This is a genomic window from Microbacterium lacticum, assembly GCF_006716815.1.
Lineage (GTDB): Bacteria > Actinomycetota > Actinomycetes > Actinomycetales > Microbacteriaceae > Microbacterium > Microbacterium lacticum.
The window spans coordinates 575733-599387 of sequence record NZ_VFPS01000001.1 but is presented as its reverse complement, the minus strand read 5'-3'; the positions used below and the strand labels follow the sequence as shown (position 1 = coordinate 599387).

The following is a 23655-nucleotide window of genomic DNA, read 5'->3' as shown; positions in this document are numbered from 1 at the left end:
GGCCGCGCCGCGCGCCGCCTCAGCTCTCGACCGCCCAGCCGTAGCGGGCTCGCAGCGCCCGCGCGACGCGCGCGAACCGTGCGCGATCGAGGGCGGATGCCTCGCGCCGCATGCCCTCGGCGTGCACGCTGTACAGCTGCTCGATGTCGACCCAGGAGGGTCGGCCCTGCCCATCCCAGGCCCCGGTGCCGATCTCGATGAAGTCGCGGTCGGCGTCGTGCGCCTTGCTCGTCAGCCGCACCGCGTACACGCGCTCGTCGCTCTGCCGGGCGATGACCAGGACAGGGCGGTCCTTCCCGCGTCCGTCGCGCTCGGCGTACGGCACCCACGTCCAGACGATCTCCCCCGCGTCGGGGTCGCCGTCGCGGTCAGGCGCGTACGAGATGCGGAGGCCCGACCGGGCCGGCGGATCGATCTCGATCGTCGCCGTGAAGCCCTCCTGGGCCCGCGCGGTGGCCGTCGCGGACGCCTCCGCGGCGCGCGTCCCGGCCAGTGACCCGGCGGCGCGGTTCGCGCGCTCCTCACGCCGCGCGGCATCCTTCAACTGGTCGTCCACGACCGCCGCGGCGCCCGAGAGAACGTTGATGAGCCCCTTGATGAAACCGGTGAGGTAGCTGTCGCGCGCCATAGGCGACACCCTACCGACACCACCCGTCAGCGCCCGCCCGCGGTCGGCGCACGGAAGAGGGCGCCGGATCCGATCCGGCGCCCTCTCCTGCGCTGCCCTGCAGCGTGTGCTGTGTGCGATGTGGTTGCGGTCAGTCGACCAGGGCGTAGCCCTCCTCGCCGTGCACGACGTTGTCGATGCCGGCGATCTCGTCTTCGTTCTTCACGCGGAAGCCGATCGTCTTCTCGATGAGGAGGCCCAGCAGGTAGGCGACGACGAACGAGTAGATCAGCACGCCGAAGGCGGCGATGAACTGCACCAGCAGCTGCGCTCCGGTGCCGCCGGTGAACAGGCCCGTGCCGGTCGCGAAGAAGCCGACGTAGAGCGTGCCGATGATGCCACCGACCAGGTGCACGCCGACGACGTCGAGCGAGTCGTCGTAGCCGAGCTTCCACTTCAGCTCGACGGCGAGGGCGCAGACCGCGCCGGTGATGACACCGAGCAGCAGTGCCCAGCCCGGCGCCAGCGCGGCGCACGAGGGGGTGATGGCGACGAGACCGGCGACGGCGCCCGAGGCGGCCCCGACGGCGGTGGGCTTGCCGTCCTTGATCTTCTCGATGACGATCCAGCCGATGATGGCCGCGGCCGTCGCACCGAGCGTGTTGATCACGATGAGGCCGACCGACGAGTCCTCCGTGCCGAGCAGCGAGAACGTGCCCTCGGCACCGGCGTTGAAGCCGAACCAGCCGAACCACAGGATCGCGGCCCCGAGCATCACGAGCGGCACGTTGTGCGGCTTGTGGATGCCCTTCTGGAACCCGACGCGCTTGCCGAGGACGAGAGCGAGGGCGAGCGCGGCCGCACCGGCGTTGATGTGCACCGCGGTACCACCGGCGTAGTCGATCACGCTCACGTCGAGGCCGAGGTTCGCGCCGAGGTTGTAGACCCAGCCTCCGCCCCACACCCACGCGGCCACGGGGAAGTAGACGATCGTCGCCCAGATGCCGGCGAAGATCATCCAGGAGCCAAACTTGGCACGGTCGGCGATGGCACCCGAGATGAGCGCGACGGTGATGATCGCGAACGTCGCGCCGTATGCCGAGACGACGAGCGAATCGCTGCTGGCGCCGGCCAGGCCGAAGTCGCTGAACGGGTTGCCGGCGAGGAACTGGTTCTCACCCTCGGCGATGACGGTCATGTTCGAGCCGTAGAGGATCCAGAGCACGCCCACCAGGCCCATCGCTCCGAAGCTCATCATCATCATGCTGACGACGCTCTTGGCCTTCACCAAGCCGCCGTAGAAGAACGCCACACCGGGCGTCATGAAAAGTACGAGGGCTGTCGCGGCGACAGACCACGCGAGGTTTCCGCTGTCCATGAAGGTCCTCACTCGGGGTTGTGTAACTCGGGCCCCTCCCCTGCAGCGTTTCGGGTCGCAACGGTCGAGGCACCCCCAGTGTGACCACGCACGGTTTCCTGCGGCATGCGTGTCGTGTTTCCGACCGGTTACAGACACCCCACGGGTGTGAACATCACGTTTCGGGAAGCGCCGAGTCGGCCCCGCGAACCGGTTCGGCGGGCGCCGCAACCCCGCTCAGGAGTGCGTGAGCGCGTTCAGCCGCGAGATCGCGCGCAGGTACTTCTTGCGGTAGCCGCCGGCGAGCATCTCGGGCGCGAACACGCCGTCGAGACCCTCCCCCGTGGCCCGCACCGGGATCTGCGCGTCGTAGGCGCGGTCGACGAAGGCCACGAAGCGCAGTGCCGCCGACTGGTCGTCCAGTTCCGCGACCCCGCGCAGACCGATCGTGTCGAGCCCCTCGATCAGTCGGATGTAGCGGGAGGGGTGGACGGATGCCAGGTGCCGGATCAGCCCGCTGAAATCGTCGTCCGACGCGGTGCCCACGGCCGAGGCATCCGTCAGTGCCTGCGCGTATGCATCGTCGGTCAGCACGACCGCGTGTCCGTCGATCGCGCGCTGCCGGTAGTCGGTGCCGTCGATGCGGATCGTCTCGAAGCTCGAGGCCATCGCGTGGATCTCGCGCAGGAAGTCCTGCGCGGCGAAGCGTCCTTCGCCGAGGGCGTTGGGCGGCGTGTTCGACGTGGCGGCGAGCTTGGTGCCGGTGGGCACGAGCTCGCCGATCAGCCGCGTCATCACCATGGTGTCGCCGGGATCGTCGAGCTCGAACTCGTCGATGCACAGCAGATCGGCGCCGCGGAAGAGCTCCACCGTCTTCTGGTAGCCGAGCGCGCCGACGAGCGCCGTGTACTCGATGAACGACCCGAAGTACTTCCGGCGCGCGGGCATGGCGTGGTAAATGGATGCCAGCAGGTGGGTCTTGCCGACGCCGAACCCGCCGTCGAGGTACACCCCGGGCTTCATCTCGGGGGCCTTCTTCGCGCGGCGGAACAGTCCCCCGCGCTCGGCCGGTGCGCCCCCGCGACTGAACGCGATCAGGAGGTCCTTCGCCTCCTGCTGCGAGGGGTGCTCGGGGTCGGCGCGGTAGGTCTCGAAGGTCGCGTCGTCGAACTGCGGCGGCGGGACGAGGGCGGCGACCATGTCGGCACCGGAGACCTGCGGGGAGCGGTCGACGAGGTGCACGAGGCCGCGTGCGCTCACGAGGCGACGCCTTCGGCGGCGAGACCCTGTCGGCGCACCCAGTCGCCGATCGCGTCGGTCCACCGCTCCTGGTCGTAGTTCCAGAGCTTCGTGTGCCGCGCGGTCGAGAAGGTCTGCAGCTCGACGAGGTCGGGGCGCGCCTGCGCGAGCGCGTGCGAGGCGCTCGAGGGCACGAAGCCGTCGTCGTCGCTGTGCAGGAGGAGGATAGGATGCCGCAGCTCTCCCGCGCGCGCGACGATGTCGAGGCGGTCGAACGGGATGCCGCCGTCGGACCGGGTGGCCGGGGCGGTCCAGTCGGCGCGGAGCGTCTCGATCGCGAGGCCCGTCACCGGCGCCGGGAGGCCGAGCGCGCGCCCCTGGTAGGCGAGCACCGTGCGCCAGTCGACGACCGGCGAGTCGAGGATGAGGCCGGCGATCCGTTCCCGATGCGCCGATCCGAGCGCCGCCTGCAGCGCGATCGCGCCGCCCATCGACCACCCCATGAGAAGGATGCGCTCCGCACCGCGCCGGCGCGCCCACGCGATCGCGGCGTCGACGTCGCGCCACTCGGTCGCCCCGAGCGCGTAGCTGCCGGTGCGAGTGCGCGGCGCGTCGCCGTCGTTGCGGTAGGAGACGACGAGCGAGGTGATGCCGAGGGCGTGGAAGACCGGCACGGCCCGGAGACATTCGGCGCGGGTGGTCCCCCGCCCGTGGATCTGGATGACCCACGTGCCGTCGTTCTCTCCCGGCTCGCCCGTCGGGAAGAGCCACGCGGGGCAGCTGCCCACCGCGGCGTGGATGTGCTCCTCGGTGAACGGCAGGTGCAGCTCTTCGGGGCGCTGGAAGTACCAGCCGCTGAAGGCCGCCTCCGCCGCCAGGTGCATGTCGCCTTCGACCTCGGTCAGCAGCTTGCGCTTCACACTGCCGCCGTCGCTCGAGAGCACGGAGCCGATCTTGAGGTAGTCGGCGGCGCCCGTCGTGAACAGGCCGTAGCGGCCCGGCAGCTCGGTGTCGGGGGTGCGGCTCAGCGTGATCGTCTGCGCCGAGACGTCGACGTCGAGGATGCGTGTGTCCGCCGCCCGCGCGGCGGGCATGACCACGCGCCGCGCGACCCGCAGGGTCACCATGGCGAGGGCGGCGCAGACCGCGAACAGAGCGGATGCCAGCGCGACGATCACGGCCCGCAGGGCCGCCGCGGAACCGAATCGTGAGTCGAGGGCGACGGCGCGCCTGGATGCCTTCATCGTCCCTGCATTCTAGTCTGATCGGGTGGATGAGCCCCGTCCCCCGGCCGGATCGCCGACGTTCGCCGGCGTCGCCGACGCTTTGCGTGCGATGACGTTCCGATCCGATTTCGCCGTGCGTGAGATCCCCGCCCCCGCCACCCTCGCCCCCGACGCCTTCGCCGTCGCGGGTGACGTGCGCCCCGGCGAGGCCGGCGCCGACTCCGAGTTCGGCACGGGCCGGTTCGTGCTGCTGCACGACCCCGCCGAGCCCGACGCCTGGGACGGCGCCTGGCGCATCGTCTGCTTCGCGCAGGCGCCCCTCGAGCCCGAGATCGGCACCGACCCGCTCCTGGCGGAGGTCGCCTGGTCGTGGTTGCTCGACGCGCTCGACGCGCGCGGAGCGAGCTACCACGCGGCATCCGGCACCGCCACGAAGACGCTGTCGCGCGGGTTCGGAGGCCTCGCCGACGAGGGCGATGGCGCCCAGATCGAGCTGCGCGCATCATGGTCGCCCTCGGGCGACCTCGCCGCGCACCTCGACGCATGGGCAGAATTGGTGTGCATGCTGGCGGGCCTTCCGCCGGGGTCGGAAGGGATCGCCGTGTTCGGAGCACAGAGGATGACGCGTGGCTGAATACGACGTGATCGCCGACGCCGCGGGGCTCGACGAGGCATCCATCTTGCTCGCCGCGGGCACCGGCCCGGTCGCCGTCGACGTCGAGCGTGCGTCGGGCTTCCGCTACTCGCAGCGCGCCTACCTCGTGCAGGTGTACCGCCGCGGCGCCGGCGCGTTCCTCTTCGACCCGCCCGCGATCGGCGACATGTCGGCATTGCAGCGGGCGATCGGCGGCGAGGAGTGGATCCTGCACGCCGCGAGCCAGGATCTGCCGTCGCTGCGCGAACTGCACCTCGACCCGCCGTCGATCTTCGACACCGAGCTGGCCGCGCGCCTCCTCGGCCACGACCGGGTCGGCCTCGGCGCCGTCGTGGAGGACACCCTCGGCATCACGCTCGCCAAGGCCCACTCGGCGGCAGACTGGTCGACTCGGCCGCTGCCGCAGCCGTGGCTCGAGTACGCCGCGCTCGACGTGCTGCACCTCGTCGACGTGTACGACGCGCTCGTCGCCGAGCTCGCCGAGCAGGACAAGACCGAGATCGCGGCGCAGGAGTTCGAAGCCGTGCGCACGCGGCCCGACAAGCCTCCGCGGGAGGAGCCGTGGCGCCGCCTCAGCGGCCTGCACACGGTGCGCGGCCGGCGCGCGCTCGCGGTCGCCCGCTCGCTGTGGCAGGCGCGCGAGGACTACGCCCGCGACCAGGACACGTCGCCCGGGCGCCTCGTGCCCGACCGGTCGCTGATCGCGGCGGTGCTCGCCGACCCCGCGAGCAAGCAGGAGCTCGCCCGCGTCAAGGACTTCACCGGGCGCGCGAGCCGCACCGAGCTCGACCGCTGGTGGACGGCGATCCAGACCGGACGGGCGGAGACGGCGCTGCCGGCCGAGCGGGTGCCGGGCGACGGGATGCCTCCGGTGCGGGCGTGGGCCGATCGGAACCCTCCCGCCGACGCGCGCCTGAAGGCCGCCCGACCGGCGGTCGAGCAGCTCGCCGTCGACCTCCGGATACCGACCGAGAACCTGCTGACCCCCGACACGCTCCGCCGCGTCGCCTGGGCGCCGCCGGAGGATGTCGACGCCGAGTCGGTCGGAGAGCTGCTCGCGGATCACGGTGCGCGCCCGTGGCAGATCGAGCTCGTCGCGCCGGTCATCGCCGAGGCATTTGTCGAATCCGTGCACGCGGCCGACGCCGCCCCTGCCGACGCCTCGTAGAATCGAATCAACCGATTCCGCGGGACTGAGTGTCACGTTAGGCTGTACTCAATCCCAAACTTTGGAGGCAGTGTGGCCGAGCTCTCGGACGTCTACTTCGTCGACGGCATGCGTACCCCTTTCGGTCGCGCCGGCGAGAAGGGCATGTACTGGAACACCCGATCGGATGACCTCGCGGTCAAGGCGACGATCGGTCTGATGGAACGCAACGCCGCCGTTCCCGCCGACCGCGTCGACGACGTGGCGATCGCCGCGACGAGCCAGACCGGTGAGCAGGGCCTGACCCTCGGCCGCTCCGTCGCGATCCTCGCCGGCCTGCCGCAGACGGTGCCGGGCTTCGCGATCGACCGCATGTGCGCGGGCGCGATGACGAGCGTCGCGATGATGGGGGCATCCATCGGCGCCGGCATGTACGACGTCGCCCTCGCCGGCGGCGTCGAGCACATGGGCCACTACCCCATCGGCGGCAACGCCGACCCGAACCCGCGCTTCGTCTCGGAGCGCATGGTCGACCCGGGCGCCCTCAACATGGGTGTCACGGCGGAGCGCATCTTCGACCGCTTCCCGCAGCTGACCAAGGAGCGCAGCGACCGCTTCGGCATGCGCAGCCAGCAGAAGGCGCAGGCCGCGTACGAGGCCGGCAAGTTCCAGCCCGACCTCGTGACCGTCGCCATCAAGGACGCCGAGGGCAGCTGGGGCCTCGCCACCGAGGACGAGGGCCGCCGCCCGCAGACCACGATGGAAGACCTCGCGGCACTGAAGACCCCCTTCCGCCCGCACGGTCGCGTGACCGCCGGCACCTCCTCGCCGCTCACCGACGGCGCGACGATGTCGCTCCTGGCCGGCGGCGGCGCCGTGAAGGAGCTCGGCCTCACCCCGAAGATGCGGATGGTCTCGTTCGCGTTCGCCGGCGTCCAGCCCGAGATCATGGGCATCGGCCCGATCCCCTCGACCGAGAAGGCGCTCCGCAAGGCCGGCCTGACGATCGACGACATCGGCCTGTTCGAACTCAACGAGGCCTTCGCCGTGCAGGTGCTCTCGCTGCTCGACCACTTCGGCATCGACGACGACGACCCGCGCGTCAACCAGTGGGGCGGCGCGATCGCGCTCGGGCACCCGCTCGCGGCATCCGGTGTGCGCCTCATGATCCAGCTCGCCGCGCAGTTCGCCGAGCGCCCCGACGTCCGCTACGGCCTCACCGCGATGTGCGTGGGACTCGGCCAGGGTGGCTCGGTCATCTGGGAGAACCCGCACTACAACGGCAAGAAGCGCTGAGGGAGACGGCAATGACGAATTACGACGAGATCGACTTCTCCCCTCTCCTGGCGCTCACCGAGGGCGAGGTCATCACCCACGCCCGCGTGCGCGACGTGCGCCTCGCCTCCGGCAAGGTGCTCGCCCTGGTCACGCTCGACAACGGACGCGACCACACGCGGCCGAACACGCTGGGCCCGGCGACCATGACCGCCCTCGGCGAGACCCTCGACGCGCTGAAGGCCCGCGCGGCCGCGGGCGAGATCGACGCCGTCGCCGTCACCGGCAAGCAGTACATCCTCGCCGCCGGCGCCGACCTCAGCGACATCACCAAGGTCGGCTCCAAGGCCAACGCCAAGCTCGTCGCGCAGCTCGGTCACAAGGTGTTCGGCAAGCTCTCCACGCTCGGCGTGCCGAGCTTCGCGTTCGTCAACGGGCTCGCGCTCGGCGGCGGGCTCGAGATCGCGCTGAACTCCGACTACCGCACGGTGGATGCCTCCGCCGCCGCCATCGCGCTGCCGGAGGTCTTCCTCGGCATCATCCCCGGCTGGGGCGGTGCGTACCTGCTGCCGAACCTCATCGGCATCGAGAACGCTCTCGAGGTCGTGATCTCGAATCCGCTGAAGCAGAACCGGATGCTGAAGCCCCAGCAGGCGTACGACTACGGCATCTTCGACGCCATCTTCCCCGCCGCCACCTACCTCGAGCGCTCGCTCGCGTGGGCCGACGGCGTGCTGACCGGCAAGATCAAGGTCGAGCGCAAGAACCAGCCGGGCAAGATCGAGCGCACGGTCAAGTGGCCGGTCGCGATCAAGATGGCCCGCGGCATGCTCGAGTCGAAGATCGGCACCGTCCCCCGCTCCCCCTATGTCGCGCTCGACCTGCTCGATAAGGCGAAGAGCGGCACGAAGGAAGAGGGCTTCGCCCGCGAGGACGAGGCGCTGTCCGACCTCGTGACGGGCGATCAGTTCGCGGCATCCATGTATGCCTTCGACCTCGTGCAGAAGCGCGCCAATCGGCCCGTCGGCGCTCCCGACAAGACCCTCGCGAAGAAGGTGACGAAGGTCGGCATCATCGGTGCGGGCCTCATGGCGAGCCAGTTCGCGCTGCTGTTCGTGCGGAAACTGCGGGTGCCGGTGCTCATCACCGACCTCGACCAGACGCGTGTCGACAAGGGCGTCGCGTACATCCACGACGAGATCGGGAAGCTCGAGGCGAAGGGGCGCCTCGACGGCGACTCGGCCAACCAGCTGCGCGCGCTCGTGACCGGCACGACCGACAAGAGCCTCTACGCCGACTGCGACTTCGTCATCGAGGCCGTCTTCGAGGAGGTCGGCGTCAAGCAGGCCGTCTTCGCCGAGATCGAGCCGATCATCGCCGACGACGCGATCCTCGCGACCAACACCTCGTCGCTGTCGGTCGAGGAGATCGGCGCGAAGCTCGCGCACCCCGAGCGCCTCGTCGGCTTCCACTTCTTCAACCCGGTCGCGGTCATGCCGCTGATCGAGATCGTGAAGACGCAGGAGACCTCGGATGCCGCGCTGTCGACCGCGTTCGTCGTCGCGAAGGGCCTCGGCAAGAACGCCGTCCTCACCGCCGACGCACCCGGGTTCGTCGTGAACCGCCTGCTCGCGAAGGTCATGGGCGAGGCCGCGCGCGCCGTCTACGAGGGCACCCCCGTCGCCGACGTCGAGAAGGCGTTCGCGCCGCTCGGCCTGCCGATGGGTCCGTTCCAGCTGATCGACCTGGTCGGCTGGAAGGTCGCGGCGCACGTGCAGGACACGATGGCGCACGCCTTCCCCGACCGCTTCTACTCGAACGAGAACTTCCACCAGCTCGCCGAGCTGCCGCAGGTCGTCGAGAAGGACAAGGGCGGGCGCGTCACCGGCTTCACGAAGGACGCGCAGAAGGTGCTCAAGGGCCACGTCGGCACGACGCCGGCCTCGGCTGAGTCGATCCTCCGCCGCGTGCAGGACGGGCTCGCGCAGGAGATCAAGCTGATGCTCGATGAGGGCGTCGTGCCCGAGGTCGAGGACATCGACCTGTGCCTCATCCTCGGTGCGGGCTGGCCGTTCATCGACGGCGGCGCCTCGCCGTACCTCGACCGCGAGGGGGCCTCGGAGCGCGCCTTCGGCGACACGTTCCACCACCCGGTGATCCGGGGCATCGGCGGCTGACGCCTTCCCTCCGGGTCTTGGGCGGAGCCCCGCGCCACCGGATTCGGAAAACTGCAACAGAGTCGGATGCCGCAGGGCGCGGCATCCGATTCTGTTGTCTATTGCCGATTCCGGTGCGAGTGGGAAACGGCAGGTGACAGGTCGCCGAAGGCTCGGTGCGCGCGGCCCGATCGGCGCGCCGCGCGGCGCGCGACGGGGCATCCTGGGCGTGTGATCGAGACTCTCACGTCGATGTTCAGTTCGAGCGGCATGAACTCGCTCATCAAGACCGGTGGCGCGGTGCTCACGGTGCTGCTGGTCGTGCCGGCGCTGTGCAAGCTGCTCATGGTGACGATCGACGAGGGCGAGGCCGCGATCCGCACGCGCAACGGCCGTCCAATCGTGCGGCGCCGCACCCGCGGCGACCGCGAGGCCGGTGAGGTGGTCGTGCTGGGCCCCGGAACGCATGCCGTCTTCCCGGTGCTCGCGTGGTACCGGCGGGTTGACACCCGCGTGCGCTCGACGGACCTGCCCGCGCGCCAGCTCACCGCGGGCGGCGGGCGGCAGCACCTCGTGCACGCGTCGTTCGACTGGCGACCGTTCGTCACCGGCTCCGACCTGCGCGTCTTCGAGCTCGACGTCGTGCACGTCGCCGAGCGGACGGGCAACATCGTCGGGGCCGCGCTGCGCGATCTCGTGCGCGACGACGAGGCCGGGCGGCTGCCGCGGAACGCCGACCTCTCGGCTGCCGCCGTGGCCGCGTGCGCCGAGCGCGTGCGCGCCGCGTGCGGCATCGAGCTGCTGTCGGTCGTCATCACCGGCGATGCCCTCACCGACGGCTACCTCCTGTCCGAGGCGATCTCGGCGCGTGGGGCGGATGCCTTCGACACGGACACCCGCGCGGTCGACGCCTGGGCCGGGGCCGTGACGGCGCTGCGTTCCGTCTGACCTCGCGCCGCGTCCGGTGCGCGCGGCGCGGCTATGCTCTGAACATGTTCAGCTCTACCGGCGGGCCCGAGAAGACGACGAAGAGCGAGCGGACGCGGGCCCTGCTGCGCGATCTCGCGCTGCGCTCGTTCCGCGAGCGGGGCTACGACGCGACCACGATGCGGCTCATCGCCGGCGAGGCCGGGGTGTCGGTCGGCACGACGAACTACCACTTCGCGTCGAAGACCGACCTCGTGCAGGAGCTGTACATCGAGGTGCAGGAACGGCACCGGGATGCCGCGACGCCCCTCCTCGCCGAGACCGGCGACCTCATCGAGCGGCTCCGGATCGTGTACACGACGGGGCTCGATCAGCTGACGCCGTACCACGCGCACGCGGCCGAGTTCGTCTCCGCGGCCCTGGCGCCGCGGTCGGGGATCAACCCGCTCGCCCCGGAGTCGACGTCCGCGCGCGACATCACCGAGGGCCTCTACACCGAGGCGGTCGCCGGCGCCCGGCACACGCTGCCGCGCGAGATCGCCGCGGCGCTCCCCCGCGCACTGTTCCTGTCGCACCTGCTGCTCGCGCTCTCCTGGGCCTACGACGACTCGCCCGGCCAGGGACGCTCGCGGCGGCTCCTCGACCGGGGCCTGTCGCTCCTCGGCCTCGCGCTGCCCCTGGCGCGGCTCCCCCTGCTCCGCCGCCCCCTCGCCGAGCTGCTCGCCTTGATCGGCGAGGCGCGGCCGTGACCCGCGCACCCTAGCCGTCCCTGCCGACCCGGGCTTGCGCTCCCAGATTCGGAGAACGTCAACAGAATCGGATGCCCGGGCGCGAGGCATCCGATTCTGTTGCGTTCTTCCGATTCCGGCCCCGCGCCGCGCGCGCGGCGCCCGGCCAGCGCGCGGCGCCCGGGCCTACGCCACGGGCTGGGCGGCGCGCACCCGCAGGTCGCGGGCGAGTCCGTCGCGCTGCTCGATCACAAGGCGGCGGAGCGCGCCCGGGGCACCCGCGTTCGCGGCGAGCCAGGCGTCGACCGCGTCGAGGGACTGGGATGCCGGGAACAGCCCCACCACGAGGCGACGGGCGATCTCGATGCTGCGGTCGGTCCACGCGGGACGGATGCGGGCGAAGTACTCGTCGTCGAATGCGGCGACGAGGTCGCGCCGACCGCCGGCGCGAACGCCCGCGATCGTGGCGTCGAGGTGGTCGTTGGTGAGGCTCTCGTCCTCCCACGCCGCGTGCCAGGCGCGGGCGCGCACCTCGGCGTCGGGGCGGGCGGCGAGCACCGTCCGATGGGCGGTGCGCCCCTGCGCCGACCCGTCGCGGGCCAGCTCGGCGTCGACCTCGGCCATGCCCGCGTGCCCCGTCGCGGCGAGGGCGACGAGCCAGTCCCACCGCAGCTCGGGGTCGAGCCGCAGCCCCTCGGGTGCGGGCGCCGACCCGGCGAGGATCGCGGCGATCTCCGCGGCGCGGCCATCGCTGCGCGACGCGGCGGCACCCACCGCACGCGCCCACGCCAGCTGCGCGTCCGACCCGGCCGGCGCCGCCCACAGCGCACGCCACGCGGTCTCCAGCCAGGCGGCGGCCCCAGCGCTCCGATCGGCGCCCGCGACGTAGTGACCGATCGCGAACTGCGCGTGCGCGTGCGCGAGCGCATCGGCCAGGAGCGCCGCGTTCTCCTCCGCGGGAGCGTGCCGCGCGACCACCTCGAGGTAGCGGGCGGCCGGCAGGTCGCCGTCGCGCGTGGCATCCCACAGCGCCGCCCACACCACGGCACGCGCGAGCGCGTCGTCGATTGTCGAGAGGGCGCGCACCGCGGCATCCGTCGACCGTTCGTCGAGGATCACCTTCGCGTACGTGCGGTCGTCGTCGTTCGGCACGATGAGGTCGGCGATGGATGCCACGCCGCCGACTGCCGGCGCCTCGAGCGTGGTGCGCTCCCCCGCGATGTCGAGCTCGACTCCGCCGCGACGGACGAGCCGCTCACCCTCGAAGCCGTAGAGCCCGACCGTGAGCCGGTGCGGGCGCGGGTCGGACTGCCCGAGGGTCAGCACGCCGTCCTCGTCCCGCGACACCGACAGGCGCGACATGCCGGTCGTCTGGAGCCAGGCGTCGCTCCACTCGCGAAGGTCGCGCCCCGACTCCGCCTCGAGCGCGTCGAGGAGGTCGGCCAGCGTCGTGTTGCCGAAGGCGTGTTCGGCGAAGTACCGCCTCGCACCGCGGAAGAAGGCATCCTCCCCCACGAACGCGACGAGCTGCTTGAGCACCGACGCGCCCTTCGCGTACGTGATGCCGTCGAAGTTGAGCTTCGCCGCCTCGAGGTCCGGGATGTCGGCGACGATGGGATGCGTCGTGGGCAGCTGATCCTGCACGTAGGCCCAGCCCTTGCGGCGACTCGCGAAGGTCACCCACGCGTCGGGGAATCCCCCGGCGGCAACCGCCGCGTACGCGCCCGAGAAGTCGGCGAACGACTCCTTGAGCCACAGGTCGTCCCACCACCGCATCGTCGCGAGATCGCCGAACCACATGTGCGCCATCTCGTGCAGGATCGTGTTCGCACGGCCCTCGTGCTGCGCGACGGTCGCCGCCCCGCGGAAGACGTACCGCTCGGTGAAGGTCACGAGCCCGGGGTTCTCCATCGCGCCCAGGTTGTACTCGGGCACGAAGATCTGGTCGTACTTGCCCCACGGGTAGGGCCGGCCGAACGCCTCCCCGAAGAAATCGAGACCGCGGCGCGTGATGCCGAGGATCTCCTCGGCATCACCGGAGTCGACGAGGTACTCGGCGAGGGATGCCCGGCAGAGCACCCCGAGTGGCACGGGACCGTCGGGGCCGTCCCACACCCCGTCGACGCGACGGTACGGCCCCGCGGCGACGGCGGTGATGTAGCTGGAGAGCGGCAGGGTCTCGGCGAACGCGACCCGCACGCCGCCGTCGACCGGCTCACGGGCGGCCTCAGCGCCGTTCGAGAGCACCTCCCACCCGTCCGGAGCGACCACGACGAAGCGCCACTGGGCCTTGAGGTCGGGCTGCTCGAACACCGGGTACACGCGTCGGCTGTCCGCCGGCTCGTACTGCGTGTACAGGTAGACGGCGTCGTCGACCGGGTCGCGAAAGCGGTGCAGCCCCTCGCCCGACGTGCTGTAGCGGCCGGTGCCGCGCACGGCCACCACGTTGTGGGCCGCAAGCCCGTTCACTCGTACGCGGGACCCGTCCCAGTCCACCGGCTGCGGGGCGCCGTTGACGGTCACCTCGTCGACCGACGCGCCGATGAAGTCGATCCACGTGGCGTCGACGGATGCCTCGAACGTCAGCGTCGACGAGGTGGCGAACGTCGCGGCATCCCTCGATACAGCACCGCGCAGGTCGACCTCGACGTCGACGGTCTTCAGGCGGATGCCGGCGGCTCGGGCCGCCGTCTCGTCACGGGTGAGGTTGGCGGTGGAGGTCATCCCTCCATCGTGTCACGGCCGCGGGCGGGCGCCAGGTGCGCAGGCCGCGGGCCGCACGTGATGCATGCGGCACAACCCGCACGCGCCGAAAGCCAGCCGCCCGCAGCGCGCCCCCGCGCTCAGCGCTCCTGCGGCTCGCCGTCGGGGGCGCCGACCGTCCAGATGGCACCCGTGTCGGCCGAGGGGCGCGCGACCGGGATCCGGGTGCCGAGCACCTGCGCCACGACGTCGTGCGCGATCTTCGCGGCCGACAGGCCTGCGTCGTCGAGGATCTGCTCGCGCGTGGCGTGGTTCAGGAACTCGTCGGGCAGACCGAGCTCGTCGACCGCCGTGTCGACGCCGGCCTCGCGGAGCACCTGGCGCACGCGCGTGCCGACGCCCCCGACGCGGATGCCGTCCTCGATCGTGATGACCAGGCGGTGCGCGGCCGCGAGGCTCACGACCGACGGCTGCACCGGCACGACCCAGCGCGGGTCGATGACGGTCGCGCCGATCCCCTGCGCGCGCAGACGCTCGGCGACCTCGATGGCGAGCCGGGTCATCGGACCGATGCCGACCAGCAGCACGTCCTGCTCGCCGTGGCGCCACAGCACGTCGACGCCGTCGTCGAGCCGTTCGATCGCGGGCTGGTCGGCGGCGACGTTCCCCTTCGGGAACCGCACCACCGTCGGCGCGTCGTCGATCGCGATCGCCTCGGCGAACTCCTCCCGCAGCCGCGCCTCGTCGCGCGGCGCCGCGATGCGGATGCCGGGGACGAGCTGCAGCATCGCCAGATCCCACACGCCGTGGTGGCTCGGACCGTCAGGGCCGGTGACGCCGGAGCGGTCGAGCACGAAGGTGACGCCGGCGCGGTGCAGCGCGACATCCATCATCACCTGATCGAACGCACGGTTCATGAACGTCGCGTAGATGGCGACGACGGGATGCAGGCCGCCGAATGCGAGGCCGGCGGCGGATGCCACGGCGTGCTGCTCGGCGATGCCGACGTCGTACACCCGGTCGGGAAAGCGCTGCGCGAACGGCTGCAGCCCGGTGGGCCGGAGCATCGCCGCCGTCACCGCGATGAGGTCGTCCCGTTGCTCGCCGGCCTCGACGAGCGCGTCGGAGAACACGTCGGTCCACGCGGTGCCACCGCCGCCGCCGAGCGGCTCGCCGGTGACGGGATCGATCTTGCCGACGGCGTGGAACTGATCGGCCTCGTCGTTGCGGGCGGGCTCGTAGCCCTGCCCCTTCTCGGTGATGACGTGCACGATGACGGGCGCGCCGTACGCCTTCGCGAGGCGCAGGGTCTCTTCGAGCACCGGCAGATCGTGGCCGTCGATGGGCCCCAGGTACTTGATGTCGAGATTGGAATACAGCGCCGCGTTGTTCGAGAAGCGCGAGAGGAAGCCATGTGTGCCGCCGCGGACGCCGCGGTAGACGGCGCGCCCGGCGGGGCCGAGCTTGCGGAAGAACGAGTCGGACCCGCGACGGAGGTTCTCGTAGCCCTCGGTCGTGCGCACGCGGTTGAGGTAGCGAGCCATGCCGCCGATCGTCGGCGCGTAGGAGCGACCGTTGTCGTTGACGACGATGACGAGGTTGCGTTCGTTGTCGTCGGAGATGTTGTTGAGCGCCTCCCACGTCATGCCACCGGTCAGGGCCCCGTCGCCGACGACGGCGACGACATGTCGATCGGTGCGCCCGGTGCGGTTGAGGGCCCGGGAGATGCCGTCGGCCCAGCTCAGCGAGCTCGACGCGTGCGACGACTCGACGACGTCGTGCACGCTCTCCGAGCGCTGCGGGTACCCGGCGAGGCCGCCGCGGGAGCGGAGCCCGCTGAAGTCCTGCCGCCCCGTCAGCAGCTTGTGGACGTACGACTGGTGCCCCGTGTCAAAGACGAAGGGGTCGTTCGGCGAGTCGAACACGCGGTGCAGGGCGATCGTCAGCTCGACGACGCCGAGGTTCGGTCCGAGGTGACCGCCGGTGCGTGCGACGTTCTCGATGAGGAAGTCGCGCACCTCCTGGGCCAGCTGTTCCAGCTGGGCCGGCGTGAGCGCATCGAGATCGCGCGGACCGGTGATCGAGGCGAGCAGACTCATCCCCCGAGTCTACGCGGGGACGGTGGCGAAGCAGGCGAGGAGGCACCATGATCGAGGTGTCGGAGGAGGGCGCATGAGTGCGGAGATCGACCCCGAGGTCGCGCCGAGCGGCGGTGGATGCCTCGAATGCGACGCCGCCGGCGGCTGGTGGTTCCACCTCCGCCGCTGCGCGCAGTGCGGGCACATCGGATGCTGCGACGACTCGCTGTCGCGTCATGCGCCGGCCCATGGCGAACGCACCGGGCATCCGATCATCCAGAGCTTCGAACCGGGTGAGGACTGGTTCTGGGACTACCGGACGCGGACCTTCACCGATGGGCCTCCGCTCGCGCCGCCGACGAGCCACCCCGCCGGCCAGAGCGTGCCCCGGCCGAGCGAGCGCGTGCCCGCCGACTGGCTCGACCAGCTCGAGGACCGCTGACCCCGGGCCGCGCCCGGCAGCTCCCCACTCCCGGGCGCGGACGACGAGAGCGCCCGCCCCGGCGAACCGGGACGGGCGCTCTGTGTGCGGGAGGCTCAGACGAGCGAGCGCAGCACGTACTGCAGGATGCCGCCGTTGCGGTAGTAGTCGGCCTCACCGGGCGTGTCGATGCGCACCTTGGCGTCGAAGACGACCGTCTCCTTGCCCTCCGGCGAGAACTCGCTCGGCGCCGCGGTGACCTTGACGGTCGTCGGCGTCGTGCCGCTGTTGAGCTCTTCGAGGCCCTCGATCGAGACGATCTCGGTGCCGTCGAGGCCGAGGCTCTTCCACGAATGCCCTTCGGGGAACTGCAGCGGGACGACGCCCATGCCGATCAGGTTCGAGCGGTGGATGCGCTCGAAGCTCTCGGTGATGACCGCCTTGACGCCGAGGAGCGAGGTCCCCTTGGCCGCCCAGTCGCGCGACGAGCCCGAGCCGTACTCCTTGCCACCGAACACGACGAGGGGCGTGCCCTGCGCCTGGTAGTTCTGGCTCGCGTCGAAGATGTACGACTGCGGGCCGCCGGGCTGCGTGAAGTCACGGGTGAAGCCGCCCTCGACGACATGACCGTCGTTGACGGCGGCGACGAGCTCGTTCTTCAGACGGATGTTCGCGAACGTGCCGCGGATCATGACCTCGTGGTTGCCACGGCGCGAGCCGTAGGAGTTGAAGTCCTTCTGCGCGACGCCGTGCTCGGTCAGGTACTGTGCGGCAGGGGTGCCGGCCTTGATGTTGCCGGCCGGCGAGATGTGGTCGGTCGTGACCGAGTCGCCGAGCGTCGCCATGACGCGTGCACCCTGGATGTCGCTGACCGGGGTCAGCTCCATCGACATGGCGTCGAAGTACGGCGCCTTGCGCACGTACGTCGAGTCGGCGTCCCACTCGAAGATGGGACCCTCGGGGGTCGGCAGGCTCGTCCAGCGCTCGTCGCCGTCGAAGACGGTCGCGTACTGCTTGATGAACTGGTCGCGCGAGATCGACGAGTCGATGATCTCCTGCACCTCGTCGGGCGAGGGCCAGATGTCCTTCAGGAAGACGTCGTTGCCCTCGGCGTCCTTCCCCAGCGGGTCGGTGTCGAAGTCGAAGTGCATCGAGCCGGCGAGGGCGTAGGCGACGACGAGCGGCGGGGATGCCAGGTAGTTCATCTTCACGTCGGGGCTGATGCGCCCCTCGAAGTTGCGGTTGCCCGAGAGCACCGCCGCGACGGCGAGGTCGTTCTCGTTGATCGCCTTCGAGACCTCTTCGATGAGCGGTCCGGAGTTTCCGATGCAGATCGTGCAGCCGTAGCCGACGGTGTAGAAGCCGAGGCCCTCGAGGTCTTTGTCGAGACCCGACTTCTCGTAGTAGTCGGTGACGACCTTCGAACCGGGGCCGAGCGTCGTCTTCACCCACGGCATCTGCTTCAGGCCCTTGTTCCGCGCCTTGCGGGCGAGAAGGCCGGCGGCGATCATCACAGACGGGTTCGACGTGTTGGTGCAGGAGGTGATGGCAGCCAGGGTCACCGCGCCGTTGTCGAGGATATAGTCCTGACCCTCGGGGGTCGTCACCTTAACCGGGTTGGATGCGCCGTGGTCGCCGCTCGAGGCGAGCATGGAGTGCTGGTGCGCGCTCTCGTGCTGGCACGAGACGCCCTCCCCCAACACGTGCTCGTGCTCGACACCTGGCGCGTAGCCGGGGTCGGATGCCGGAAACGTGCCCTCGACCTCGACCGGGACCTCGTTCGCGCAGGCGTAGTTCAGGATGTCCTTCTCGAACTGAGTCTTCGCCTCGGCGAGCAGAATGCGGTCCTGCGGGCGCTTGGGACCGGCGATCGAGGGGACGACCGTCGACAGGTCGAGCTCCATGTACTCCGAGTACGAGGGCTCCTTGTCGGCGTCGTGCCACAGGCCCTGGGCCTTCGCGTACTGCTCGACCAGCTCGACGGCGTGCTCGTCGCGTCCGGTGAGGCGCAGGTAGTCGAGGGTCACGTCGTCGATCGGGAACATCGCGGCGGTCGACCCGAACTCAGGCGACATGTTGCCGATGGTCGCGCGGTTGGCGAGCGGCACGGATGCCACACCTGCGCCGTAGAACTCGACGAACTTGCCGACCACGCCGTGCTGGCGCAGCATCTCGGTGATCGTGAGCACGACGTCCGTCGCGGTCACGCCAGCGGGGATCTCGCCTGTGAGCTTGAAGCCGACGACGCGCGGGATGAGCATCGACACGGGCTGGCCGAGCATCGCGGCCTCCGCCTCGATGCCGCCGACGCCCCAGCCCAGCACGCCGAGACCGTTGACCATCGTGGTGTGCGAGTCGGTGCCGACACAGGTGTCGGGGTACGCGCGCAGCACACCGTCGACGGCGCGGTCGTAGACGACCTTCGCCAGGTGCTCGATGTTGACCTGGTGCACGATGCCGGTGCCCGGAGGCACGACCTTGAAGTCGTCGAACGCGGTCTGGCCCCAGCGCAGGAACTGGTACCGCTCGCCGTTGCGCTGGTACTCGATCTCGACGTTGCGCTCGATCGCATCGGGACGGCCGAACAGATCGGCGATGACGGAGTGGTCGATGACCATCTCGGCCGGCGACAGCGGGTTGATGCGGTTCGGGTCGCCGCCGAGGTCCGTGACCGCCTCACGCATGGTGGCGAGGTCGACGATGCAGGGGACGCCGGTGAAGTCCTGCATGACCACGCGGGTCGGCGTGAACTGGATCTCGGTGTCGGGCTCCGCATCGGGGTCCCATGATCCGAGCGCCTCGATCTGCGCCTTCGTGACGTTCGCGCCGTCTTCGGTGCGCAGCAGATTCTCGAGCAGCACCTTGAGGCTGAACGGGAGCTTCTCGTAACCGGCGACCGTGTCGACACGATAGATCTCGTAGTCGGTGCCGCCGACCGTCAGGGTGCTCTTCGCTCCGAAGCTGTCAACTGTGGACACGTCTCTACTCCTTCTTCGGGGGCACGGGCGCACACGTCTCGCGCCGGCCGATCACTCCATCTTCCCCGGCTCCGTCGCGTGCGGCTAGTGAGGTCGCCCTTACCGACAGCATGCGTGATCGCGGAGAAATTTATCTTGATGTCAAGATAAATCTATCATGCCTCGGAAGACGAGCCGGTTTTCGCGGCGGGGGGATACACGGCGCGGACGGCGAGCCACGTGACCGCCACGAGCGGCGCGAACAAGGGCAGGCCCATGACGAGTTTGAGCGTGCCGAGGGCCGTCGTCGCCTCGTCAGTGCCGGCGAGGTACAGCGGCAACTGCACTGCGAGGCGCACATAGAACAGCGCCGCCCAAGCGATCGCGAGCCAGAAGAAGACGCGCCGCTGACGGGCATCCCCTCGCCAAGCGGTGCCCTCGTTCATGAGGAATCCCACGGCGAGACCGATGAGCGACCAGCCGATGAGCGCGGACACGAGGAAGGCCGTGCCGTAGGCGGCGTTCGTGATGAGACCGGGCACGAAGTTGTCCTGCGCGCGCCCGGTCCAGAGGGCGAGCGCCGCGGCGGCCGCGGCGGCGATGAGCCCGCCGAGCGCCGCACTGATGGTGGAGCGCTGCACCAGACGAATGATCGTGAAGACGGCCGCGAGGCCGACCGAGACGACGAGCGCCAGCACGAGGTCTCGCGTGACGGTGAACAGCAGCACGAAGGCGAGACCCGGCAGCACGGACTCGAAGACGCCGCGCCAGCCCCCCATCGCACGCCAGACGACGTGGCCGGTGTGCGCGTCCTTGGTCGGGTCCATCCCGGCACGACGCGCGGCGCTGCCGAGCGCTTGGCCGAACAGCTCGGACGCCGAGGGCGCGGTCGGCGCGTCGGAATCGGGGCCGTCGCGCCGGGCTCCGCGCTCCGGCTCGCGGTCGCTCGGCGGCGGCGGATCGAGGGGAACGCTCATGCCGTGCCGGGCGCGGCCGGCATCTTCAGCGGGATGAGATCGCGCGGGGGCATCGGAGTGCCGCCGCGGACGACGACGAGCGAGCGGAAGAGGTCTTCGACCTTCGCCGCCGCTTCGACGTCGCCGGTCGCCGCTCCCCCGATCACACCGCGCAGGAACCAGCGGGGTCCGTCGATGCCGACGAAGCGTGCGAGCCGCTTGCCCGGCTTCGCGTCGGGACCGGCGGCGACGGGCACCTCGGCGAGCAGCTCGGGGCCGAGGGGGCCTTCACGCTCTTCCACGCGGCCGCCCTGCTGGCGGATCTGCTGGCGGATCTGCTCGCGCGTCTCCCCCCAGAGTCCGGTCGTCCGCGGCGCCGCGAATGGCTGCACCTGCAGGGTGGAGTCGGCGTAGTCGAGACCGACGGCCACGATGCGACCGGTCTGCTCCTCGACCTCGAGGCGCAGATTCAGCCCCTCGCGGGGCAGCACCTTGATGCCGCCCAGGTCGATGTAGGGCCGCACGGGGTTGGCCTCCGATTCGTCGAAGGGGCCCGTCCCCGCACGGTCGTCGGGGGCCGACTTGCTCTGCAGCTCATCGCTCATGAGTTCGCTCCTGTCTGATAGCCGGTCGACCCGAAGCCGCCGTCGCCACGGACGGAGGCCGGCAGGTCGTCGACCGGGACGAATCGCACCCGGGGCACCGGCAGCACGATGAGCTGCGCGATGCGGTCGCCGACCGCCACGTCGTATGCCTCCGAGGCATCCGTGTTCAGCAGCGAGACCTTGATCTCGCCGCGATAGCCGGCGTCGACGGTGCCGGGAGAGTTGACGATCGTGATGCCGTGGCGGGCCGCGAGGCCGCTGCGCGGAACCACGAACGCCGCGTAGCCGTCGGGGAGCGCGATGCGCACGCCGGTCCCCACGAGCGCGCGTTCGCCCGGCCCCAGCCGGACGGCCTCGGTCGCGACGAGGTCTGCTCCCGCGTCGCCGGGGTGCGCGTATGCGGGAACGTGCGCGGCGATAATGGGAACGTCCACGGATTCGATCACCCCACGAGGCTAATGCACGCCCAGATGAACGCAGACCCTGCCCGCCCACGGAAATCAACCCGGCCGGGTGCCCCCGCGCCGGTCTACCGCGAGCGGCTGAGCCCGTCGCTGTGGACGCTGCTGAGCGCGGCGGTCGCGGCGCCGATGGTCTCGCTGGTCTTCGTGCCACTGGATGCCACGGTCGCGCTCCTCGCCGGACTGGCGGTCGCGGTCGTCATCGTGGCGACGCTCGTGTTCGCCTCGCCGGTCGTCGAGGTGCGGGCGGGCGAGCTGCGCGTCGGTCGCGCGCACATCCCGGTGCGGATGCTGGGCGAGGCGACGGGCGCGACCGGCGACGAGGCCCGCGAGCTGCGCGGGCCCGGACTGCCGCGGACGGCCTGGCATCTGCTGCGCGGAGGGATCGACGGGGTCGTCGCGGTCCGCGTCGACGACGACCGCGATCCGGTGCGGGAGTGGGTCTTCTCGACGCGCACTCCCGACCGGGTGATCGGCGTGATCAGGCGCGCACAGCGCGGCTGATCACGCCGATCCGGAGGCGATCAGGCGGCGCACTCGACGCAGATGGCGCCGATGGAGGTCTCGTGGTCGATCTGGGTGCGGTGCTTGACGAGGAAGCACTCGACGCAGGTGAACTCGTCCTCCTGCGGGGGCAGCACGACGACGTCGAGCTCGAGGTCGGAGAGGTCGGCTCCGGGCAGTTCGAAACCCGAGGGGTTGTCGGCGTCTTCATCGCCGACCGCCCCGGAGAGCTTGTCGGGAACGCGCTCCTTCAGGGCCTCGATCGACTCGCTGTCGTCGTCGGTCTTGCGGGGGGCGTCGTAATCGGTCGCCATGCTCTCACTTCCAGGATCTGACGGGCTCGCCCAACCTCGTGGGCATGGGCCGCATGGCCCGGGGCGGCGATAGTTTGCATGACCCGCCCGCTTTTCGCAAATGCCGGTCATCCACAGCCCGCTTTCCGGCGGGTGCGACGAGAGGAACTCGCGGCGCGCCCGCGATATTCCCGTTGCGGGCGCGCCGCCGTGTCAGCATGGTCGCGGCGCCGCGATGCGGTGTCTTCGCAGGGATCTGGAGGCGTGTCTCGCATGGAGCAGCTCAAAGTCATCGGAATCGAAGAGGGCGTTCTCGTCGTCGCGACCGAGACGGGTGAACGGTTCGCCCTGGCGGTGGACGAGACCCTCCGTTCGCAACTGCGCCGCGTGCAGCGCGACGCCGAGCCTCGCACGCCGCGGCCGAGCCCCCGCGACATCCAGGCCCACATCCGCTCCGGCCTGTCCGCTCAGGAGGTCGCCGACCTGCTGGGCGCGCGACTGGAGGACGTGCAGCGGTACGAGCGCCCCGTGCTGGCCGAGCGCGAGCACATCGTCGACCAGGCGCTGGCGGTGCCGGTGCTGATCGCCGGCGAGCTCGGCGACGACGCCCAGCCGACGTTCGGCACCGCGGTGCGGGCCAAGCTCGCCGACGCCGGGGCGACCGGGGAGCGCTGGACGAGCTGGCGCGAGGAGTCGGGCTGGATCGTCAAGCTCGAGTTCACCGCGAGCGAGGTCGACCACGACGCGCGGTGGAGCTTCGACCCGCGCCGCTCGACGCTGTCGCCGCAGAACGCGGATGCCACGCAGCTCTCGCGCCAGGGATCGCTCCCCGAGGGGCTCATCCCGCGCCTGCGCGCCCTCGACGTCTCGCCGGTGAAGGACTCGTCGCGCTTCGACTCCGGCGCGTTCGGTCCACGCCGCCTCGAGCCCGACGCCGAGATCGTGTCCCGCGACATCCGCCCGACGGTCACCGCCGCGGTGCAGGAGGCGGCGATCAAGCGCGCCCCCGACCAGTCGGTGACCTCCGCCGAGACCGCCGACCTGCTCGAGGCGCTGCGCCGCCGGCGCGGCCTGCGCGAGCCCATGCCGACCGAGCAGGCGGCCACCCCCGCGACGCCGTCGGCGCCCGCGCACGGCGGAGCCGCGCTGTTCGACGCCCTCGAGCCCGGCTACGACGAGAGCGCGCGCGCCGAGGAGGACGACGACACCCTCGATGACACCGTGATCTCCGAGGCGTCGCGCCGCAAGGGACGCACCTCGATGCCGTCGTGGGACGAGATCGTCTTCGGCGCGCGTACCGAAGACGGTTCCTGACCGGCTCAGGGCACGGCATGAGCGTCCGGCGTCAGCCAGCGGAATC

The 23655-nt window shown here is 70.9% G+C and carries 20 protein-coding genes; 9 read left to right on the top strand and 11 right to left on the bottom strand.

The window, feature by feature from the left end:
• Positions 1-19 precede the first annotated feature (19 nt).
• The 4 genes from FHX68_RS02845 to FHX68_RS02830 form a co-directional block, all read right to left on the bottom strand.
• Positions 20-628 carry a type II toxin-antitoxin system PemK/MazF family toxin gene (locus tag FHX68_RS02845; protein WP_141379701.1) on the bottom strand — a complete coding sequence of 203 codons (609 nt, stop codon included), beginning with the start codon at positions 626-628 and terminating at the stop codon, positions 20-22.
• 130 nt (positions 629-758) lie between these two features.
• Positions 759-1985: an ammonium transporter gene (locus FHX68_RS02840; RefSeq protein WP_141379700.1), complete on the bottom strand. Its 1227-nt coding sequence runs from the start codon at positions 1983-1985 to the stop codon at positions 759-761.
• 216 nt (positions 1986-2201) lie between these two features.
• On the bottom strand, positions 2202-3164 hold the full coding sequence (gene zapE / locus FHX68_RS02835; protein ID WP_141379714.1) for a cell division protein ZapE: 963 nt from the start codon (positions 3162-3164) through the stop codon (positions 2202-2204).
• A 56-nt stretch (positions 3165-3220) separates the two neighbouring features.
• Positions 3221-4447, bottom strand: coding sequence for an alpha/beta hydrolase family protein (locus tag FHX68_RS02830; protein WP_141379699.1), 1227 nt, complete (start codon positions 4445-4447; stop codon positions 3221-3223).
• Positions 4448-4472: 25 nt separating this feature from the next.
• Between FHX68_RS02830 and FHX68_RS02825 the strand changes: the two genes are divergently transcribed.
• From FHX68_RS02825 to FHX68_RS02800, 6 genes are all read left to right on the top strand, one after another.
• A complete protein-coding gene (locus tag FHX68_RS02825) occupies positions 4473-5063 on the top strand; it encodes a DUF3000 domain-containing protein (protein ID WP_141379698.1) in 591 nt (196 codons plus the stop codon).
• Complete coding sequence (locus FHX68_RS02820; RefSeq protein ID WP_141379697.1) at positions 5056-6252, top strand: HRDC domain-containing protein; 1197 nt, start codon at positions 5056-5058, stop codon at positions 6250-6252. Before FHX68_RS02825 ends, FHX68_RS02820 begins: the two co-directional genes overlap by 8 nt.
• Positions 6253-6324: 72 nt before the next feature.
• Positions 6325-7527: a thiolase family protein gene (locus tag FHX68_RS02815; RefSeq protein ID WP_141379696.1), complete on the top strand. Its 1203-nt coding sequence runs from the start codon at positions 6325-6327 to the stop codon at positions 7525-7527.
• A gap of 11 nt (positions 7528-7538) precedes the next feature.
• Positions 7539-9683, top strand: a complete 2145-nt coding sequence (locus tag FHX68_RS02810; protein WP_141379695.1) for a 3-hydroxyacyl-CoA dehydrogenase NAD-binding domain-containing protein — start codon at positions 7539-7541, stop codon at positions 9681-9683.
• 210 nt (positions 9684-9893) lie between these two features.
• Complete coding sequence (locus FHX68_RS02805) at positions 9894-10610, top strand: SPFH domain-containing protein (RefSeq protein WP_229661475.1); 717 nt, start codon at positions 9894-9896, stop codon at positions 10608-10610.
• Between the two features lie 44 nt (positions 10611-10654).
• A complete protein-coding gene (locus tag FHX68_RS02800; protein ID WP_141379694.1) occupies positions 10655-11338 on the top strand; it encodes a TetR/AcrR family transcriptional regulator in 684 nt (227 codons plus the stop codon).
• Positions 11339-11503: 165 nt separating this feature from the next.
• Here the strand turns inward: FHX68_RS02800 and pepN are convergent, their stop codons facing one another.
• Both pepN and dxs read right to left on the bottom strand, forming a co-directional pair.
• The gene (pepN, locus tag FHX68_RS02795) at positions 11504-14041 is read right to left on the bottom strand and encodes an aminopeptidase N (protein ID WP_141379693.1); all 2538 of its coding nucleotides are present in this window, start codon (positions 14039-14041) and stop codon (positions 11504-11506) included.
• A 119-nt stretch (positions 14042-14160) separates the two neighbouring features.
• A complete protein-coding gene (dxs, locus tag FHX68_RS02790; protein ID WP_141379692.1) occupies positions 14161-16119 on the bottom strand; it encodes a 1-deoxy-D-xylulose-5-phosphate synthase in 1959 nt (652 codons plus the stop codon).
• Between the two features lie 73 nt (positions 16120-16192).
• Between dxs and FHX68_RS02785 the strand changes: the two genes are divergently transcribed.
• The gene (locus FHX68_RS02785; protein WP_141379691.1) at positions 16193-16540 is read left to right on the top strand and encodes a UBP-type zinc finger domain-containing protein; all 348 of its coding nucleotides are present in this window, start codon (positions 16193-16195) and stop codon (positions 16538-16540) included.
• A gap of 95 nt (positions 16541-16635) precedes the next feature.
• On the opposite strand, the gene acnA is transcribed toward FHX68_RS02785, so the two are convergent.
• From acnA to dut, 4 genes are all read right to left on the bottom strand, one after another.
• Positions 16636-19497 (bottom strand): aconitate hydratase AcnA, encoded by a 2862-nt coding sequence (acnA, locus tag FHX68_RS02780; RefSeq protein WP_141379690.1) that lies wholly within the window; start codon positions 19495-19497, stop codon positions 16636-16638.
• A 155-nt stretch (positions 19498-19652) separates the two neighbouring features.
• Positions 19653-20453, bottom strand: coding sequence for a DUF3159 domain-containing protein (locus FHX68_RS02775; protein ID WP_141379689.1), 801 nt, complete (start codon positions 20451-20453; stop codon positions 19653-19655).
• Positions 20450-21037, bottom strand: a complete 588-nt coding sequence (locus FHX68_RS02770; protein WP_141379688.1) for a DUF3710 domain-containing protein — start codon at positions 21035-21037, stop codon at positions 20450-20452. The genes FHX68_RS02775 and FHX68_RS02770 overlap by 4 nt, the downstream gene beginning before the upstream one ends.
• Complete coding sequence (gene dut / locus FHX68_RS02765; protein ID WP_170214189.1) at positions 21034-21483, bottom strand: dUTP diphosphatase; 450 nt, start codon at positions 21481-21483, stop codon at positions 21034-21036. The genes FHX68_RS02770 and dut overlap by 4 nt, the downstream gene beginning before the upstream one ends.
• Positions 21484-21507: 24 nt before the next feature.
• Between dut and FHX68_RS02760 the strand changes: the two genes are divergently transcribed.
• Positions 21508-22002, top strand: a complete 495-nt coding sequence (locus FHX68_RS02760) for a DUF3093 domain-containing protein (RefSeq protein ID WP_141379687.1) — start codon at positions 21508-21510, stop codon at positions 22000-22002.
• A gap of 20 nt (positions 22003-22022) precedes the next feature.
• On the opposite strand, the gene FHX68_RS02755 is transcribed toward FHX68_RS02760, so the two are convergent.
• A complete protein-coding gene (locus FHX68_RS02755) occupies positions 22023-22316 on the bottom strand; it encodes a DUF4193 domain-containing protein (protein WP_141379686.1) in 294 nt (97 codons plus the stop codon).
• Between the two features lie 252 nt (positions 22317-22568).
• On the opposite strand from FHX68_RS02755, the gene sepH reads away from it, so the two are divergent.
• On the top strand, positions 22569-23609 hold the full coding sequence (gene sepH, locus FHX68_RS02750) for a septation protein SepH (RefSeq protein ID WP_141379685.1): 1041 nt from the start codon (positions 22569-22571) through the stop codon (positions 23607-23609).
• The last annotated feature ends 46 nt before the right edge of the window (positions 23610-23655 follow it).

What these genes read in the sequence shown, in the direction of transcription:
- FHX68_RS02845 (WP_141379701.1), bottom strand. Translation starts at nt 628, where the DNA reads ATGGCGCGCGACAGCTACCTCACCGGTTTCATCAAGGGGCTCATCAAC.
- FHX68_RS02840 (WP_141379700.1), bottom strand. Translation starts at nt 1,985, where the DNA reads ATGGACAGCGGAAACCTCGCGTGGTCTGTCGCCGCGACAGCCCTCGTA.
- zapE (WP_141379714.1), bottom strand. Translation starts at nt 3,164, where the DNA reads ATGGTCGCCGCCCTCGTCCCGCCGCCGCAGTTCGACGACGCGACCTTC.
- FHX68_RS02830 (WP_141379699.1), bottom strand. Translation starts at nt 4,447, where the DNA reads ATGAAGGCATCCAGGCGCGCCGTCGCCCTCGACTCACGATTCGGTTCC.
- FHX68_RS02810 (WP_141379695.1), top strand. Translation starts at nt 7,539, where the DNA reads ATGACGAATTACGACGAGATCGACTTCTCCCCTCTCCTGGCGCTCACC.
- FHX68_RS02800 (WP_141379694.1), top strand. Translation starts at nt 10,655, where the DNA reads ATGTTCAGCTCTACCGGCGGGCCCGAGAAGACGACGAAGAGCGAGCGG.
- pepN (WP_141379693.1), bottom strand. Translation starts at nt 14,041, where the DNA reads ATGACCTCCACCGCCAACCTCACCCGTGACGAGACGGCGGCCCGAGCC.
- dxs (WP_141379692.1), bottom strand. Translation starts at nt 16,119, where the DNA reads ATGAGTCTGCTCGCCTCGATCACCGGTCCGCGCGATCTCGATGCGCTC.
- FHX68_RS02785 (WP_141379691.1), top strand. Translation starts at nt 16,193, where the DNA reads ATGAGTGCGGAGATCGACCCCGAGGTCGCGCCGAGCGGCGGTGGATGC.
- FHX68_RS02775 (WP_141379689.1), bottom strand. Translation starts at nt 20,453, where the DNA reads ATGAGCGTTCCCCTCGATCCGCCGCCGCCGAGCGACCGCGAGCCGGAG.
- FHX68_RS02770 (WP_141379688.1), bottom strand. Translation starts at nt 21,037, where the DNA reads ATGAGCGATGAGCTGCAGAGCAAGTCGGCCCCCGACGACCGTGCGGGG.
- FHX68_RS02760 (WP_141379687.1), top strand. Translation starts at nt 21,508, where the DNA reads ATGAACGCAGACCCTGCCCGCCCACGGAAATCAACCCGGCCGGGTGCC.
- FHX68_RS02755 (WP_141379686.1), bottom strand. Translation starts at nt 22,316, where the DNA reads ATGGCGACCGATTACGACGCCCCCCGCAAGACCGACGACGACAGCGAG.
- sepH (WP_141379685.1), top strand. Translation starts at nt 22,569, where the DNA reads ATGGAGCAGCTCAAAGTCATCGGAATCGAAGAGGGCGTTCTCGTCGTC.